This window comes from Streptomyces sp. NPDC022552 (assembly GCF_055561875.1).
Window position 1 is genome coordinate 712,476 of record NZ_JBVHGJ010000002.1, and the last position, 15,292, is coordinate 727,767.

Below are 15,292 nucleotides of genomic sequence, written 5' to 3' on the forward strand. Positions count from 1 at the left end.
TCCCCCCAGACTGTCCGCAGCCTGTAGCCCGCCGTTTCCGGAGGCCTTCCGCCGTGACCAAGCCGCCCTTCACGCACCTTCACGTACACACCCAGTACTCGCTGCTGGACGGTGCCGCGCGGCTCAAGGACATGTTCAACGCGTGCAACGAGATGGGCATGACCCATATCGCCATGTCCGACCACGGCAACCTCCACGGGGCGTACGACTTCTTCCACTCGGCCAAGAAGGCCGGGGTGACGCCGATCATCGGCATCGAGGCGTACGTCGCGCCCGAGTCCCGGCGCAACAAGCGGAAGATCCAGTGGGGGCAGCCGCACCAGAAGCGGGACGACGTCTCCGGCTCCGGTGGCTACACCCACAAGACGATCTGGGCGGCGAACGCGACCGGCCTGCACAACCTCTTCCGCCTCTCCTCCGACGCGTACGCCGAGGGCTGGCTCCAGAAGTGGCCCCGGATGGACAAGGAGACCATCTCCCAGTGGTCCGAGGGGCTCATCGCCTCCACCGGCTGCCCCTCCGGCGAGCTGCAGACCCGGCTGCGCCTCGGCCAGTTCGACGAGGCCCTGAAGTCCGCTTCCGAGTACCAGGACATCTTCGGCAAGGACCGGTACTTCCTGGAGCTGATGGACCACGGCATCGAGATCGAGCGCCGCGTCCGCGACGGGCTCCTGGAGATCGGCAAGAAGCTCGGCATCCCGCCGCTGGTCACCAACGACTCGCACTACACGTACGCGCACGAGGCCACCGCCCACGACGCGCTGCTGTGCATCCAGACCGGCAAGAACCTCTCCGACCCGGACCGCTTCAAGTTCGACGGCACCGGCTACTACCTGAAGTCGACGGACGAGATGTACGCCGTCGACTCCTCGGACGCCTGGCAGGAGGGCTGCCGCAACACCCTGCTCGTCGCCGAGCAGGTCAGCACCGACGGCATGTTCGTCGAGAAGAACCTCATGCCGAAGTTCGACATCCCCGAGGGCTACACCGAGGTCTCCTGGTTCCGCGAGGAGACCATGCGCGGCATGCACCGCCGCTTCCCGGACGGCATCCCGGACGACCGCATGAAGCAGGTCGAGTACGAGATGGACACCATCATCTCGATGGGCTTCCCCGGCTACTTCCTCGTCGTCGCCGACTTCATCATGTGGGCCAAGAAGCAGGGCATCGCCGTCGGCCCCGGCCGAGGCTCCGCGGCCGGCTCGATCGTCGCCTACGCCATGGGCATCACCGACCTCGACCCGATCCCGCACGGACTGATCTTCGAGCGCTTCCTCAACCCCGAGCGCATCTCGATGCCCGATGTCGACATCGACTTCGACGAGCGTCGGCGCGTCGAGGTGATCCGGTACGTGACGGAGAAGTACGGCTCCGACAAGGTCGCCATGATCGGCACGTACGGCAAGATCAAGGCGAAGAACGCCATCAAGGACTCGGCCCGTGTCCTCGGCTACCCGTATGCCATGGGCGACCGGCTCACCAAGGCGATGCCCGCCGACGTCCTCGGCAAGGGCATCGACCTCAACGGCATCACCGACCCCTCGCACCCGCGCTACAGCGAGGCGGGCGAGATCCGGGCGATGTACGAGAACGAGCCGGACGTGAAGAAGGTCATCGACACCGCCAAGGGCGTGGAGGGCCTCGTCCGGCAGATGGGCGTCCACGCGGCCGGCGTGATCATGTCCAGCGAGCCCATCGTGGACCACGCCCCGATCTGGGTGCGGCACACGGACGGAGTGACCATCACGCAGTGGGACTACCCCCAGTGCGAGTCGCTCGGCCTGCTGAAGATGGACTTCCTGGGTCTGCGGAACCTGACCATCATGGACGACGCCGTCAAGATGGTGAAGGCCAACAAGGGGCTCGACCTCGACCTCCTCGCCCTGCCGCTGGACGACCCGAAGACCTTCGAACTGCTCCAGCGCGGTGACACCCTCGGCGTCTTCCAGTTCGACGGCGGCCCCATGCGCTCGCTGCTGCGGCTGATGAAGCCCGACAACTTCGAAGACATCTCCGCCGTGTCCGCCCTGTACCGGCCGGGCCCGATGGGCATGAACTCGCACACGAACTACGCCCTGCGCAAGAACAAGCAGCAGGAGATCACCCCGATCCACCCCGAGCTGGAGAAGCCGCTCGAAGAGGTGCTCGCGGTCACCTACGGCCTGATCGTGTACCAGGAGCAGGTGCAGAAGGCCGCCCAGATCATCGCCGGGTACTCCCTCGGCGAGGCCGACATCCTCCGCCGCGTGATGGGCAAGAAGAAGCCCGAGGAGCTGGCGAAGAACTTCACCATCTTCCAGGCCGGCGCCCGGAAGAACGGCTACAGCGACGAGGCCATCCAGGCCCTGTGGGACGTCCTGGTCCCCTTCGCCGGCTACGCCTTCAACAAGGCGCACTCCGCCGCGTACGGCCTGGTCTCCTACTGGACGGCGTACCTCAAGGCCAACTACCCGGCGGAGTACATGGCCGGTCTGCTGACCTCGGTCAAGGACGACAAGGACAAGTCCGCGGTCTATCTGAACGAGTGCCGCCGCATGGGCATCAAGGTCCTGCCGCCGAACGTCAACGAGTCCGAGTCGAACTTCGCCGCCCAGGGCGACGACGTGATCCTCTTCGGCCTCTCCGCCGTCCGGAACGTCGGCACCAACGTCGTCGAGTCGATCATCAGGTCGCGCAAGGCGAAGGGGAAGTACTCGACGTTCCCCGACTTCCTCGACAAGGTCGAGGCGGTCGTCTGCAACAAGCGGACCATCGAGTCGCTGATCAAGGCCGGCGCCTTCGACGAGATGGGCCACACCCGCAAGAGCCTGGTCGCCCACCACGAACCGATGATCGACAACGTGGTCGCGGTCAAGCGCAAGGAGGCCGAGGGGCAGTTCGACCTCTTCGGCGGCATGGGCGACGAGGCGAGCGACGAGCCCGGATTCGGCCTGGACGTGGAGTTCTCCGACGTCGAGTGGGAGAAGTCCTACCTGCTCGCCCAGGAGCGCGAGATGCTCGGCCTCTACGTCTCCGACCACCCGCTCTTCGGCATCGAGCACGTCCTCTCCGACAAGACGGACGCGGCGATCTCCCAGCTGACCGGCGGCGAGCACTCCGACGGCGCGGTCGTCACCATCGGCGGCATCATCTCCGGCCTCCAGCGCAAGATGACCAAGCAGGGCAACGCATGGGCCATCGCCACCGTCGAGGACCTGGCCGGCTCCATCGAGTGCATGTTCTTCCCGGCCACGTACCAGCTGGTGTCCACGCAGCTCGTCGAGGACACGGTCGTCTTCGTCAAGGGCCGCCTCGACAAGCGCGAGGACGTGCCCCGGCTGGTCGCCATGGAGCTGATGGTCCCCGACCTGTCGAACGCCGGGACCAACGCGCCCGTCATCCTGACCATCCCGACCGTGAAGGTCACCCCGCCGATGGTGAGCCGGCTGGGCGAGATCCTCGGGCACCACAAGGGCAACACCGAGGTACGGATCAAGCTCCAGGGCCCGCGCAAGACGACCGTCCTGCGGCTCGACCGGCACCGGGTCCAGCCCGATCCCGCGCTCTTCGGCGACCTGAAGGTGCTGCTCGGCCCGTCCTGCCTGGCCGGATAGCGGCCGGCCCCGCGCGCGGAAGCCGGGGCCCACACGCGCGGAAGGGGCGCGCCCGTCGTCACGGGTGCGCCCCTTCCGGGGTTACGCGCGATCAGTTGTGACCGAAGCGCTTCTGCCGGCCCTTGCGAGCCATGTCACCGGGAGTCACCTGCGAGGCACGCTGCTCGGCCTGGGACTCCATCGACGACTGCTGCGCCTGCTGGGCGCCGCGCTCGGCCTGCGACTGCTGCGGACTGCGGTTCTGCTTTCGATTCTTGGCCATGGTGATGCCTCCTCAATGGGATCTCGGGGCCAGGGCCGCTGCCAGCCTCACACATGGGGTCAAACGTCGCATTTTGGATCATTACCGTCCGTGAGTGGGACCCCGGTCGACCGCGGAGTGACATTCGCCACGCCGATGATCCAGTTCCGGCCGTCAACCTCCCCACGTTCGGGCAGACTCGAAGGAAATCCGAAGCAACTTCCGATCCCGAGGTTCCCGAAAGAGGGTGGAACACGTGGACCGCTGCGTCGTTCTGGTGGACGCCGGCTATCTGCTGGGCGCCGCCGCGAGCCTTCTCGCCGGGGAACCGGCCCGCTCCCGGATCACCGTCGACCACGCCGCCCTCATCCAGGGGCTGCGCGAACGGGCCGAGGCGGACACCGAACAGCCCCTGCTCCGTATCTACTGGTTCGACGGCGCGCCCGACCGAGTGCCCCAGCCCGAGCACCGCAGGCTGCGGGTGATGCCCCGGGTCACCGTACGGCTCGGGGCCCTGACCCGCAGCGACGGCCGCTGGGCCCAGAAGGGCGTCGACGCCGCGATGCACGCCGAGCTCACCGAGCTGGCAAGGAACCGGGCCTGCTCCGACGTGGTCCTCGTGACCGGCGACGGCGATCTGCTGCCCGGTCTGATGTCCGCCAAGGAGCACGGCGTCGCCGTCCACCTCTGGGCCGTCCAGGCCGCCGACGGCGACTACAACCAGTCCGAGGACCTCGTCGCCGAGGCCGACGAACGCCGGGTCCTCGACCGGGCCTGGATCACCCGGGCCGTCCGTGCCAAGGACCTCAGCGGTCTCTGCGCGCCCCCGCCCGCCCCGCGCCCCGAGATCGCGGCCATCCTCTCCGCCCCGCTGCCCGAGTCGGCGCTCGCGGCCTCCGCCGAGCGGGCCGCCGAGGCGGCGGCCGCGGAAGCCGCCGCCGTGCACAACGGGGCATCCGCCCCCGCCGACTCCGCGCCTCCGGCCGACGGGGACGGGCCGGCGTCCGCCGTTCCCGCACCCGCCGCGGGCCGGGGCGTCCCCACGCCCAAGGACCTCGCCGGCCTGCGCGGGCCCGGCGGCCCGGCCACCCCGCCCGCCACCAACGCCACGCTGCGCTGGTCCTCCGACAAGGGCTGGATCGAGCGGCCCGGCGGCGCGCTCGGCGAGCCGCCCGAGACGGCCTCCCTGCCCACCCTCGCCCAGCTCACCAGCGCCGAGCAGCGCTGGGCCGACCGGGAGGAGGACATCACCACCGTCGGCGGCGATCCCTTCGAGGTCGGACAGGTGTTCGCCCGCCGCTGGATGGAGCGGCTCCCCGAGCAGAGTCACGTCCAGAAGCTGTCCGTGATGTACCCGAGGATCCCGCACCGCATCGACGGCGAACTCCTCCGGTACGCGGCCAGGTTCGGCCTGCTCGCCCACAAGGACGACCAGATCGACGAGCACGACCGGTACGCGATCCGGGCGGGCTTCTGGCGCGAGATCGACGTCCGGGCCGCCGCGGAACGCGCCCCCGCGGGGGAGTAGGCCGACGGACCCCGTAGGCTCATCCCTCGTGAGTACGGTGTGCGTGGTGCGGGATCTGGTCAAGACGTACCCCGCCGTGCGCGCCCGCCGAGGGACCCCCGCGACCCCCGAGATCCGCGCCACCGACGGCATCAGCCTCGATGTCCACGGCGGTGAGATCTTCGGCCTGCTCGGGCCCAACGGCGCCGGGAAGTCCACGCTGGTCCGCCAGCTGACCGGGCTCATGCGCCCCGACTCCGGAACGGTCGAACTGCTCGGCCACGATCTCGTACGCCACCCGGAACGCGCCGCGCGCCTGCTCGGCTACCTCGGGCAGGAGTCGACCGCGCTCGACGAGCTGACGGTCGCCCTCGCCGCCGAGACCACCGGGCGGCTGCGTGGGCTGAGCGCACGGGACGCGCGCGCCGCCAAGGACGCCGTCCTGGAGGAGCTGGGCCTCACCGAGCTCGCCGGCCGGCCGCTGAAGAAGCTCTCTGGCGGACAGCGGCGGCTCGCCTGCGTCGCGACCGCCCTGGTGGGCGAACGGCCGGTCCTGGTGCTCGACGAACCCACCACCGGCATGGACCCGATCGCCCGGCGCGCCGTCTGGTCCGCCGTCGACCGGCGGCGCGCCGAGCACGGCACCACCGTGCTGCTCGTCACCCACAACGTGATCGAGGCCGAGACCGTACTGGACCGGGTCGCCGTCCTGGAGCGGGGCCGGGTCATCGCCTGCGACACGCCGGCCGGGCTCAAGGAACGCGTCGCCGGCGAGGTCCGGGTCGACCTGGTGTGGCGCGAGCGCGCCCCGCTGGAGGTGCCCGAGGTCGCCGCGCTGCGTGGACTCGCCCAGGAGTCGGGCCGGCGCTGGACGCTCCGGCTCGCCCCGGACGAGGCGCGGGCGACGGTGGCGGCGGTCACGGGCGGGGCGGCGTTCGCGGCTCTGGACGACTTCACACTGGCGACGCCGAGCCTGGAGGACGTGTATCTGGCGCTGGGCGGCGAGACGCAGGGGTTGGTCAAGGCTTGAGGAGCTGTACGGAGTGAGTATCGTGCCCGCCCAGGCCGCGTCGGGGGCCGCGTCGGGATCGGCGTCGGCCGAGGGCGTCCCGGCCTCGGCCGTCGGCGCGTCGGCCGAGAACGGGGACGCCGCCGCACCGCTGGCGCCGCGCGCCCGGCTGCTGCCGGCGCTCGCCGCCGTGTACCGCGCGCAGCTCTCACGCGCCCGGGTGTCCCGTATACCGCTGCTCTTCGTCGCGACGTTCCAGTCCGTCGGGATCATGGTCCTGATGCGGGGTGTCGTCGACGGCGGGTCGGAGGCGCGGGCCGTCGTGGCGGGCTCGTCGGTGCTCGTGGTCGCGTTCGTCGCGCTCAATCTGCTCGCCCAGTACTTCGGGCAGCTGCGGGCGACCGGCGGCCTCGACCACTACGCCACGCTGCCGGTGCCGCCGGCCGCGGTCGTGCTCGGGGCGGCGGGGGCGTACGCGTCCTTCACCGTGCCGGGGACCGTGGTGACCGCGGTCATCGGGTCGCTGCTCTTCGGGCTGCCGCTCGGCCATCTGTGGATCCTCGCGGCGGTCGTGCCGCTGGCGGGGGCCGCGCTGGCCGGCCTCGGGGCGGCGCTCGGGCTGCTCGCGCCGCGTCAGGAGCTCGCGACGCTGCTCGGGCAGCTGGGCATGTCGGCCGCGCTGCTGCTCGGCGTGCTGCCGGCGGACCGGCTGCCCGGGCCGGTCGGCTGGGCGCGGGACCTGCTGCCGTCGACGTACGGGGTGGAGGCGCTGGCCCGCACGTTCGACGCGAACCCGGACTGGGCGGTGGTCGGGCTCGACCTCGCGGTGTGCGGGGCGGTCGGGGTGGCGTCGCTCGCGGTGGCGACGTGGGCGTACCGGCGGGCGGCGGTCCGCTGAGGCGGGTCGTTCCCGTACCTGGCACGATGGCGGGGTGACCGCACCTCTGACACCGCCTCACCAGCCGCCGAACGACGCCGTGCCGCCGGACGGATGGCCCTCGCCCTATCCGCCGATGCCGCCGGGCGACGGTGCCCCGGGCGTGGCCACGGAGCTCCGGCAGGCCGCGGTGGTGGCCGCGGTCTCGACGGTCGCCGGGGTGGTGCTGGGACTGCTGTGGCTGTGGCTGGCGCCGCGGGTTCCGCTGATCTCGGACGGCAAGGCGGTGTTCCTGCGGAACAGCGAGGGGGAGTCGGCGGTCGGGGCGGACGGGACGTTCGTCCTGCTGGCGCTCGGGTTCGGGGCGGCGGCGGCGGCGCTGGTCTTCCTGTTCCACCGGCACGGCGGTGTGGGTCTCGTGCTCGCGCTGGCGGGGGGCGGTGTGCTCGGGTCGCTGCTCGGGTGGGGCGTGGGGACGTTCCTGGGGCCGACGCACGACGTGGTCGCGCACGCGCGCGAGGTGGGGGCGGGGGTGCAGTTCGACGCGCCGCTGAAGCTGGAGATGTGGGCGGGGGCGATGCTGGCGTGGCCGCTCGCGGCGATGATCGTCCACCTGTCCCTGACGGCCCTGTTCGGCCCGAGGGACCCAGAACTGGAATGGCCCCCGGAGGGGGACGGCGACAAGGCCTGAGGACGCGGGGACCCGCCCACCCCGGGGCCGGCCGCCACTGCGCGTGACGGGGGCGGGGACTTCCCCCACCCCACCCCTTCCCGACACTCTGACGAGACGGGGGGCTGCGCCCCCCCCGTGGGTCAGGCGCGGCCGATGGGGGCCAGGAGGGCAGCGGTGAGGGTCGTCAGGGCTTCCGGGGTCAGTTCTACTTCCAGGCCCCGGCGGCCCGCCGAGATGCAGATCGTGGTGTGCGTCGAGGCCGACGCGTCCAGGACCGTGCGGAGGCGCTTGCGCTGGCCCAGGGGGGAGATGCCGCCGCGGACGTAGCCCGTGGTGCGTTCCGCCAGGGCCGGGTCCGCCATCGACGCGCGCTTGCCGCCGACCGCCGAGGCCAGGGCCTTCAGGTCCAGCTGGCCCGCGACCGGGACGACCGCGACCGTCAGCTCGCCGTCGACGTCCGCGACCAGCGTCTTGAAGACCCGGTCCGGCGACACCCCGATCGCCTCAGCCGCCTCCTCGCCGTACGAGGGGGACGCGGGGTCGTGGTCGTAGGAGTGGACCGCGTAGTCCACCCCGGCGGCAGTCAGGGCCACCGTCGCCGGCGTGCCGCCCGTCTGCTTCTTCTGCTTCTTCGCCACCGCGCTCCTCCGTCAGTTCGGGCTCGTCGGCGCCCGCGTCAGCTCCACCGCCGGGAGTGACGGCAGATGCCGCAGCACCGCCGTCTCCGACCGGAGCAGCGTCAGTTCCTCCCGCAGCCGCGTCGCCGTGTCCGGCGCCTGCAGCAGCCGCTGCTTCGCCGGCGTGTCGAGCACCGCCGCCGCCGCGACCAGGTACGACACCACCGACGGATCGTCCGGCAGGTCACTCGTCGTCAGCGACCGCTCCCGCGCCCCCGCCAGCCGCTTCTGGTAGCTCCGGAACGCCCGCAGCACGCCCTCCGCGAGCGTGCCCGCCTCGTCGCCCTGCTCCTCCGGGATCTCCTCGATCTCGGCCACCAGGTACGGCCCCGTCGCGTCCACCGACAGCAGTTTCACCCGGGTCGTCCCCGTTGCCATCACCTCGAAGCTGCCGTTCGACCGCTCCCGGATGGTCGCCGCGTCGGCGATGCAGCCCACCCGGTGGAAGGCCTGGATCGGGTCCGGTCCGAAGCCCGCTCCGGGCCCCTTCTCCGGCAGCGCCGTCTGGTCCGGCATCCCCGGCGCCGTCGGCGCGACCTCGCGGCCGTCACGGATCGCGACGACGGCGAATCGGCGCGGCTCCGACTCGTCGGTCTTGAGCAGCTCGCGCATCATGGCGCGATACCGCTCCTCGAACACGTTCAGGGGCAGCACGAGGCCCGGGAACAGCACCGCGTTGAGCGGGAAGAGGGGCAGGCGAGCGGTGGTCACAGCGGTCAAGAGTAATGGCCGCCGGGCGCGCCCCGTCCGGCCCGTCCGGCTCGGGCTCCGCGCCGCGGCGCCGTGCGGCCCGCTTCGGCCCGCACCAGGTCCCTCGTCTCCAGGAAAGCGGCGAGCGGATCGTCCTCGACGAGCCCCCACGGAAACGTCGTGGCGTACGGGCCGATCTTCCGGAACTCCTCCAGCGCGTCCGCCCAGCGCCCCCGCCTGACCAGCACGTACACCAGCAGGTTGCGGACCTCCGCGGCCCAGGGGTCGCCCTCGGGGAACTCCGCCGACAGCGCGATGCCCCGGTCCGCCGCGGCGTCGATCCGGTGGCCCTGGAGGGGGACCGGGTCGGCGAGCAGCTGGGCGAACGCGGCGTTGACCGGGAGGGCCCGGGCCAGGGAGCCCGGCGGCGCGTCCTCGGCGGCCTGCTCCGCGAAGTCGAAGCACTCGTGATGCGAGCCGTACCACTGGGCCGAGAGATACCGCAGCGCGGCGATATGGCAGCCGTAGTGGTGCGGGGAGCGGCGCACGGCCTGCTCCCACAGCGACTCGAAGGCCGTGTGCCCGGCATGGGTGCCCCGCGCGTGGTCCAGGGCGAGCCGCCACGGCACCGGGTCGCGCGGCGAGGCCTCGGCGGCCGCGTCGATCAGCGGTCCGAGTTCACGCAGCCGCTCGGAGCGGGCCGGCGACTCCCAGGCCCTGCGCACCGCGAGCTCCGCCTTGACGAGCAGCGCGTCCGGGTCGCGGGGCGAGACGGCGAGCCAGTGGGCGAGCCACTCGTCACGGCTGTACGCGAAGGTCGCCAGCCGCGCCACGTACCGGTCCCGCTTCTCCCATTCGGCGCCGTCCCGGGTCGTCGCGAGCAGCTTGGCCGCGGGCTCGGGGTCGGCGAGCGCGGCCGCCACCAGGGCCGGGGCGAGTCTGTCGTCCGGCGCGTCGAGCAGCACGTCGTCGTCCGGCGGCAGGGCGGCGTGGAGCCGCGGTGCAAGCCGGACCATACGGGCGGTGCCGATCAGGGCGCGGAGGAGAGACATCGTGCGGACCATTCAAAAACCGCAGGTAGGGGCGGCGCCAGTGGGGGACTGTGAAGCTTTGGTAGCGGCGGGAAAGTTGTCCTGCGGGAGGTCAAGACAGCGTAAAGAAAGGGGTGGGAGTCGGCACAATCCGCCCCTCACGCCCCACCCGTCACCCCCGCCTCAAGAGCCTCGACGCTCCCGCCGCCACCGTCGTCGCCAGCACCCAGCCGAGCAGGATCAGCGCCGTCGCGGCCCACTGCCACAGCCCCTCGAGCCGCCAGTAGCCGTCCTGGCCGAGATTGATCACCGGCAGCAGCAGATCCAGCGCGTACAGCGTGGCGCTCCAGTTCGGCGACTCCTCCGCCTTCAGCGGCTGCGGGTCGTAGCGGGAGAACGCCCAGGCCCCCGCCGCCCACAGCACCGCCATCCACAGCGCCGCACGGCCCGGCCGGTAGCCGTACGCCACCGTCCAGTCCTGGAGATAGCCCCAGAGCTTCCCGGCCACCGGCAGCGTCTCCCGGCGCCGGCGCTGCTTGGCGAGCAGCACCACCCGGGCGTCCGCGTCCTCCCCGCTGTTGCGCAGCACCGTCGCCAGCCGTTCGTACGGCTCCGGGGCGTACTCCGGGGTCGCCGCCGCCACCCACTCGAGGCGGCGCGTCAGCGGGAAGTGTCCGTACGGCACGAGGTTCTCGTAGACGAAGCCGTTCATCGAGAGCCCGCCCGGGCCCGGCCAGCTCGTGGACAGGTCGATCAGCGTCACCACACGGGCGCCGTTGAGCACCACCCGTCCCTCCTCCGGGCGCTCCCCGTTGAACCGCAGCTCCGGTGTGGCGATCCGGCGCAGCGACACCTCCTCGCGGCTCGCCCCGTTCAGCACGAACCGCGCGTAGTGCAGGTCCACCGCGTCGCCGAACCGCCCGTCGTCGAGCCGCACCCCGCCATGGCACTCCACGGGCTTGCGCCGGGCCCCGCGCACCGGGGTGTACCCCACGCCGTACGGGGGAGTGGCCGTCGAGTTCTCCGAGCCCTCGTACACCCACGCCGCGTTCAGATAGAGCGAGCGCTCCACCGTCAGCTGCGGCGCGTTCAGCGCGCGCCGCTGCTGCGCGCCACGCAGCACGCTGCCCCGCAGACTCAGCGACACGCCGACCTTCGCCCCGCGCAGGCTCAGCTCGCCGTACGTCTCGATCAGCTCCGCCTGGAGGTCCTGCGCCACCACCAGACCGTCCGCCGTGATCGCCCGGCCGCGCCGGTCCGGCCACACCCGGACCTGGTTGATCAGCAGGTCGGTGCCGATCTGCGCGTCCGTCAGCCGGATGCCCCGCTGCACCCGGCACCGGGGCAGATGCAGATCGCCCTCCGTGTGCAGCCGCGCCGCCTCGAGCCGCGGTATCGCGCACTCCACCATCCGCACCGTGCCGAACCGCGCCTCCGGCAGCACGATCTCCTGGTCGAAACGGCAGCGGTTCCACTCCACGTACGGTTCGATCGTCCCGCCGGCCAGATTGAGCACGCCGGTGATCCGCACCCCGCGCAGCTTCAGCGCCGCGACCCGCCCGGAGCGCGCCTGCGGGCCGTCGAGCAGCAGCAGCGCCACCACCTCGGCGCGCACACTGCGCTGCTCGCCCCACACCTCGGCGCCGAAGGGGTCGTCCCGCGCCGCGTCCCCCTCGCTCAGATCACAGCTCCTGCCGATCCGGAAGGCCCGCCACATGGCCCGCTCCGGGCCCGTCAGACCGTCCGGCATTCCGTCCTCGTGCGGCTCGGTCACTGCCGCCCCCTCGCTTTCCACGAATCCGCTTCCCTGGATTCGTACAGCCGTTCTTCCCGCTGAGTGACGGACTGAACGCTAACGGTCAGCTGTGGCGACAAGACGCCACTGTGGCTCGTATCAGCCAGTGATACGGACGTCCGGCGCTTGTGGGGCGTCTGCGAGAATTGACCCGTGATCTCTCGTATCGACCTGCGCGGCGACGCCCTCCCCGAGGGTGGCGCACTGCGCGACCTGCTGCCCCGTGCCGAGTTCGACGTGGAAGCCGCCCTGGAGAAGGTGCGGCCCATCTGCGAGGACGTCCATCATCGGGGCGACGCGGCGCTGGTCGAGTACGCCGAGAAGTTCGACGGCGTGGAGCTCACGCACGTGCGCGTGCCGGCCGAGGCGCTCGCCGAGGCCCTGGAGCAGCTCGACCCGGCCGTCCGCGCGGCCCTCGAGGAGTCCATCCGGCGGGCCAGGATCGTCCACCGCGCCCAGCGCCGTACGACGCACACCACCCAGGTCGTGCCCGGCGGCACGGTCACCGAGAAGTGGATCCCCGTCCAGCGCGTCGGCCTGTACGCGCCCGGCGGCCGCTCCGTCTACCCCTCGTCCGTGATCATGAACGCCGTCCCGGCGCAGGAGGCGGGCGTCGAGTCCGTCGCGCTCGCGTCCCCGCCGCAGAAGGAGTTCGGGGGGCTGCCGCACCCGACGATCCTCGCCGCGTGCGCGCTGCTCGGCGTCGACGAGGTGTACGCCGCCGGAGGCGCCCAGGCCGTCGCGATGTTCGCGTACGGCACCGAGTCCTGCGCCCCCGCCAACATGGTCACCGGCCCCGGCAACATCTGGGTCGCCGCGGCCAAGCGCTACTTCACCGGCCGTATCGGCATCGACGCCGAGGCGGGGCCGACGGAGATCGCGATCCTCGCGGACTCCACCGCCGACCCGGTCCACGTCGCCGCCGACCTCATCAGCCAGGCCGAGCACGACCCGATGGCAGCCGCCGTGCTCGTCACCGACTCGGAGGAGCTGGCCGAGGCCACCGAGGCCGAGCTGAAGACCCAGGTCGCCGCCACCAAGCACATCGACGACCGGGTCGTCCCGGCGCTGGCCGGCAAGCAGTCCGCGATCGTCCTGGTCAGCGACCTGGAGGACGGCCTCAAGGTCGTCGACGCCTACGGCGCCGAGCACCTGGAGATCCAGACCGCCGACGCCGCCGCCCGCGCCGAGCGCGTCCGCAACGCGGGCGCGATCTTCATCGGCCCGTGGGCGCCGGTCTCCCTCGGCGACTACTGCGCCGGCTCCAACCACGTGCTGCCCACCGGCGGGTGCGCCTGCCACTCCTCGGGCCTGTCCGTGCAGTCCTTCCTGCGCGGCGTCCACATCGTGGACTACACCCGGGACGCCCTCGCCGAGGTCACCCACCACGTGGTCACCCTCGCCGAGGCCGAGGACCTGCCCGCGCACGGTGCCGCGCTCAAGGCCCGGTTCGGTTGGAAGGTGCCAGAAAGCAAGTGACCTCGAACGACACCATCCGGATCGACGACCTTCCGATCCGCGACGAGCTGAAGGGCAAGTCCCCCTACGGCGCGCCCCAGCTCGACGTCCCCGTGCAGCTCAACACCAACGAGAACCCGTACCCGCTGCCCGAGCCCCTGGTGGCCCGGATCGCGGAGCGGGTCGCCGAGGCCGCCCGCGGCCTCAACCGCTACCCCGACCGGGACGCGATCGAGCTGCGCACCGAGCTCGCCCGCTACCTGACCCGTACCGGAGGGCACCCCGTCGCCGTCGAGAACGTCTGGGCGGCCAACGGCTCCAACGAGGTCCTCCAGCAGCTGCTGCAGACCTTCGGCGGGCCCGGCCGTACGGCCATCGGCTTCGAACCCTCGTACTCGATGCACGCGCTCATCGCGCGCGGCACCGGCACCGGCTGGATCTCGGGGCCGCGCAACGACGACTTCACCATCGACGTCGAGGCGGCCGAGAAGGCGATCGCCGAGAACCGGCCCGACGTCGTCTTCATCACCTCGCCCAACAACCCCACCGGCACGGCGGTCGGGGCCGAGACGGTCCTCGCGCTGTACGAGGCCGCCCAGGCCGCCAAGCCCTCGCTCGTCGTCGTCGACGAGGCGTACGTCGAGTTCAGCCACCGGGACTCCCTCCTGCCGCTGATCGAGGGCCGGCCGCACCTGGTCGTCTCCCGCACCATGTCCAAGGCCTTCGGCGCGGCCGGTCTGCGCCTGGGCTACCTCGCCGCGCACCCGGCCGTGGTCGACGCCGTGCAGCTCGTACGGCTGCCGTACCACCTCTCCGCCGTCACCCAGGCCACCGCCCTCGCCGCCCTGGAGCACACCGATACGCTCCTCGGGTACGTCGAACAGCTCAAGACCGAGCGGGACCGCCTGGTCACCGAGTTGCGGGCGATCGGCTACGAGGTCACCGAGTCCGACGCCAACTTCGTCCAGTTCGGCCACTTCGACGGAGCCGAGGGCTCCCACGAGGCCTGGCGGAAGATCCTCGACCGGGGTGTCCTGGTCAGGGACAACGGCGTACCGGGCTGGCTGCGGGTCACCGCCGGCACCCCCGAAGAGAATGACGCGTTCCTCGATGCGGTTCGCGCACTGAAGAAGGAGCAGAGCTCATGAGCCGCGTTGGCAGAGTCGAGCGCACCACCAAGGAGACGTCCGTCGTCGTCGAGATCGACCTCGACGGCACCGGCAAGGTCGACGTCGCCACCGGCGTCGGTTTCTACGACCACATGCTCGACCAGCTCGGCCGCCACGGGCTCTTCGACCTCACCGTCAAGACCGACGGCGACCTGCACATCGACTCGCACCACACGATCGAGGACACCGCCCTCGCCCTCGGCGCCGCCTTCAAGCAGGCGCTCGGCGACAAGGTCGGCATCTACCGCTTCGGCAACTGCACGGTCCCGCTGGACGAGTCGCTCGCCCAGGTCACCGTCGACCTCTCCGGCCGCCCGTACCTGGTGCACACCGAGCCCGAGAACATGGCGCCGATGATCGGCTCCTACGACACGACCATGACCCGGCACATCTTCGAGTCCTTCGTCGCGCAGGCGCAGATAGCGCTCCACATCCACGTGCCGTACGGGCGCAACGCCCACCACATCGTGGAGTGCCAGTTCAAGGCGCTGGCCCGGGCGCTGCGCTACGCCTCCGAGCGTGACCCGCGCGCGGCCGGCATCCTGCCTTCCACGAAGGGCGCGCTCTAACTC

General features: G+C 71.6%; 13 protein-coding genes. 8 read left to right on the plus strand and 5 right to left on the minus strand.

Annotated features, from left to right (window positions below; translation table 11 throughout):
• Nucleotides 1-53: 53 nt before the first annotated feature.
• Nucleotides 54-3,593 (plus strand): DNA polymerase III subunit alpha, encoded by a 3,540-nt coding sequence (dnaE, locus tag ACZ3OF_RS08130; protein ID WP_361669434.1) that lies wholly within the window; start codon nt 54-56, stop codon nt 3,591-3,593.
• Between the two features lie 91 nt (nt 3,594-3,684).
• Here the strand turns inward: dnaE and ACZ3OF_RS08135 are convergent, their stop codons facing one another.
• Entirely contained in the window at nt 3,685-3,855 is a 171-nt protein-coding gene (locus tag ACZ3OF_RS08135) for a hypothetical protein (RefSeq protein WP_361432994.1), read from the minus strand.
• 226 nt (nt 3,856-4,081) lie between these two features.
• On the opposite strand from ACZ3OF_RS08135, the gene ACZ3OF_RS08140 reads away from it, so the two are divergent.
• The 4 genes from ACZ3OF_RS08140 to ACZ3OF_RS08155 all read left to right on the plus strand — a co-directional run bounded on the left by ACZ3OF_RS08140 (nt 4,082) and on the right by ACZ3OF_RS08155 (nt 7,918).
• Nucleotides 4,082-5,362 (plus strand): NYN domain-containing protein, encoded by a 1,281-nt coding sequence (locus ACZ3OF_RS08140; RefSeq protein WP_467303473.1) that lies wholly within the window; start codon nt 4,082-4,084, stop codon nt 5,360-5,362.
• 28 nt (nt 5,363-5,390) lie between these two features.
• Nucleotides 5,391-6,371: an ABC transporter ATP-binding protein gene (locus tag ACZ3OF_RS08145; RefSeq protein WP_361669430.1), complete on the plus strand. Its 981-nt coding sequence runs from the start codon at nt 5,391-5,393 to the stop codon at nt 6,369-6,371.
• 130 nt (nt 6,372-6,501) lie between these two features.
• Nucleotides 6,502-7,248: an ABC transporter permease gene (locus ACZ3OF_RS08150; RefSeq protein WP_361669769.1), complete on the plus strand. Its 747-nt coding sequence runs from the start codon at nt 6,502-6,504 to the stop codon at nt 7,246-7,248.
• 34 nt (nt 7,249-7,282) lie between these two features.
• Nucleotides 7,283-7,918 (plus strand): DUF2567 domain-containing protein, encoded by a 636-nt coding sequence (locus ACZ3OF_RS08155; RefSeq protein WP_467303475.1) that lies wholly within the window; start codon nt 7,283-7,285, stop codon nt 7,916-7,918.
• Between the two features lie 122 nt (nt 7,919-8,040).
• Here the strand turns inward: ACZ3OF_RS08155 and ybaK are convergent, their stop codons facing one another.
• The 4 genes from ybaK to ACZ3OF_RS08175 form a co-directional block, all read right to left on the minus strand.
• On the minus strand, nt 8,041-8,538 hold the full coding sequence (gene ybaK / locus ACZ3OF_RS08160) for a Cys-tRNA(Pro) deacylase (protein WP_467303476.1): 498 nt from the start codon (nt 8,536-8,538) through the stop codon (nt 8,041-8,043).
• Nucleotides 8,539-8,550: 12 nt separating this feature from the next.
• Entirely contained in the window at nt 8,551-9,288 is a 738-nt protein-coding gene (locus ACZ3OF_RS08165; protein WP_361642362.1) for an LON peptidase substrate-binding domain-containing protein, read from the minus strand.
• A gap of 5 nt (nt 9,289-9,293) precedes the next feature.
• Nucleotides 9,294-10,331, minus strand: a complete 1,038-nt coding sequence (locus tag ACZ3OF_RS08170) for a hypothetical protein (protein ID WP_361669423.1) — start codon at nt 10,329-10,331, stop codon at nt 9,294-9,296.
• Between the two features lie 139 nt (nt 10,332-10,470).
• The gene (locus ACZ3OF_RS08175; RefSeq protein ID WP_361669421.1) at nt 10,471-12,072 is read right to left on the minus strand and encodes an oxidoreductase; all 1,602 of its coding nucleotides are present in this window, start codon (nt 12,070-12,072) and stop codon (nt 10,471-10,473) included.
• 174 nt (nt 12,073-12,246) lie between these two features.
• Here ACZ3OF_RS08175 and hisD point away from each other — a divergent pair, with 174 nt between their 5' ends.
• From hisD to hisB, 3 genes are read left to right on the plus strand one after another with little or no spacing between them, the layout of a single operon-like run.
• A complete protein-coding gene (hisD, locus tag ACZ3OF_RS08180; RefSeq protein WP_361593110.1) occupies nt 12,247-13,572 on the plus strand; it encodes a histidinol dehydrogenase in 1,326 nt (441 codons plus the stop codon).
• Entirely contained in the window at nt 13,569-14,699 is a 1,131-nt protein-coding gene (locus ACZ3OF_RS08185) for a histidinol-phosphate transaminase (RefSeq protein ID WP_467303479.1), read from the plus strand. Before hisD ends, ACZ3OF_RS08185 begins: the two co-directional genes overlap by 4 nt.
• Nucleotides 14,696-15,289, plus strand: a complete 594-nt coding sequence (gene hisB / locus ACZ3OF_RS08190; protein ID WP_158986436.1) for an imidazoleglycerol-phosphate dehydratase HisB — start codon at nt 14,696-14,698, stop codon at nt 15,287-15,289. Before ACZ3OF_RS08185 ends, hisB begins: the two co-directional genes overlap by 4 nt.
• Nucleotides 15,290-15,292 lie beyond the last annotated feature (3 nt).

Bases quoted from the DNA above. Each gene is read 5' to 3' on its own strand.
- hisB (WP_158986436.1), top strand. From the start codon at position 14,696: ATGAGCCGCGTTGGCAGAGTCGAGCGCACCACCAAGGAGACGTCCGTC.
- ACZ3OF_RS08170 (WP_361669423.1), bottom strand. From the start codon at position 10,331: ATGGTCCGCACGATGTCTCTCCTCCGCGCCCTGATCGGCACCGCCCGT.
- ACZ3OF_RS08135 (WP_361432994.1), bottom strand. From the start codon at position 3,855: ATGGCCAAGAATCGAAAGCAGAACCGCAGTCCGCAGCAGTCGCAGGCC.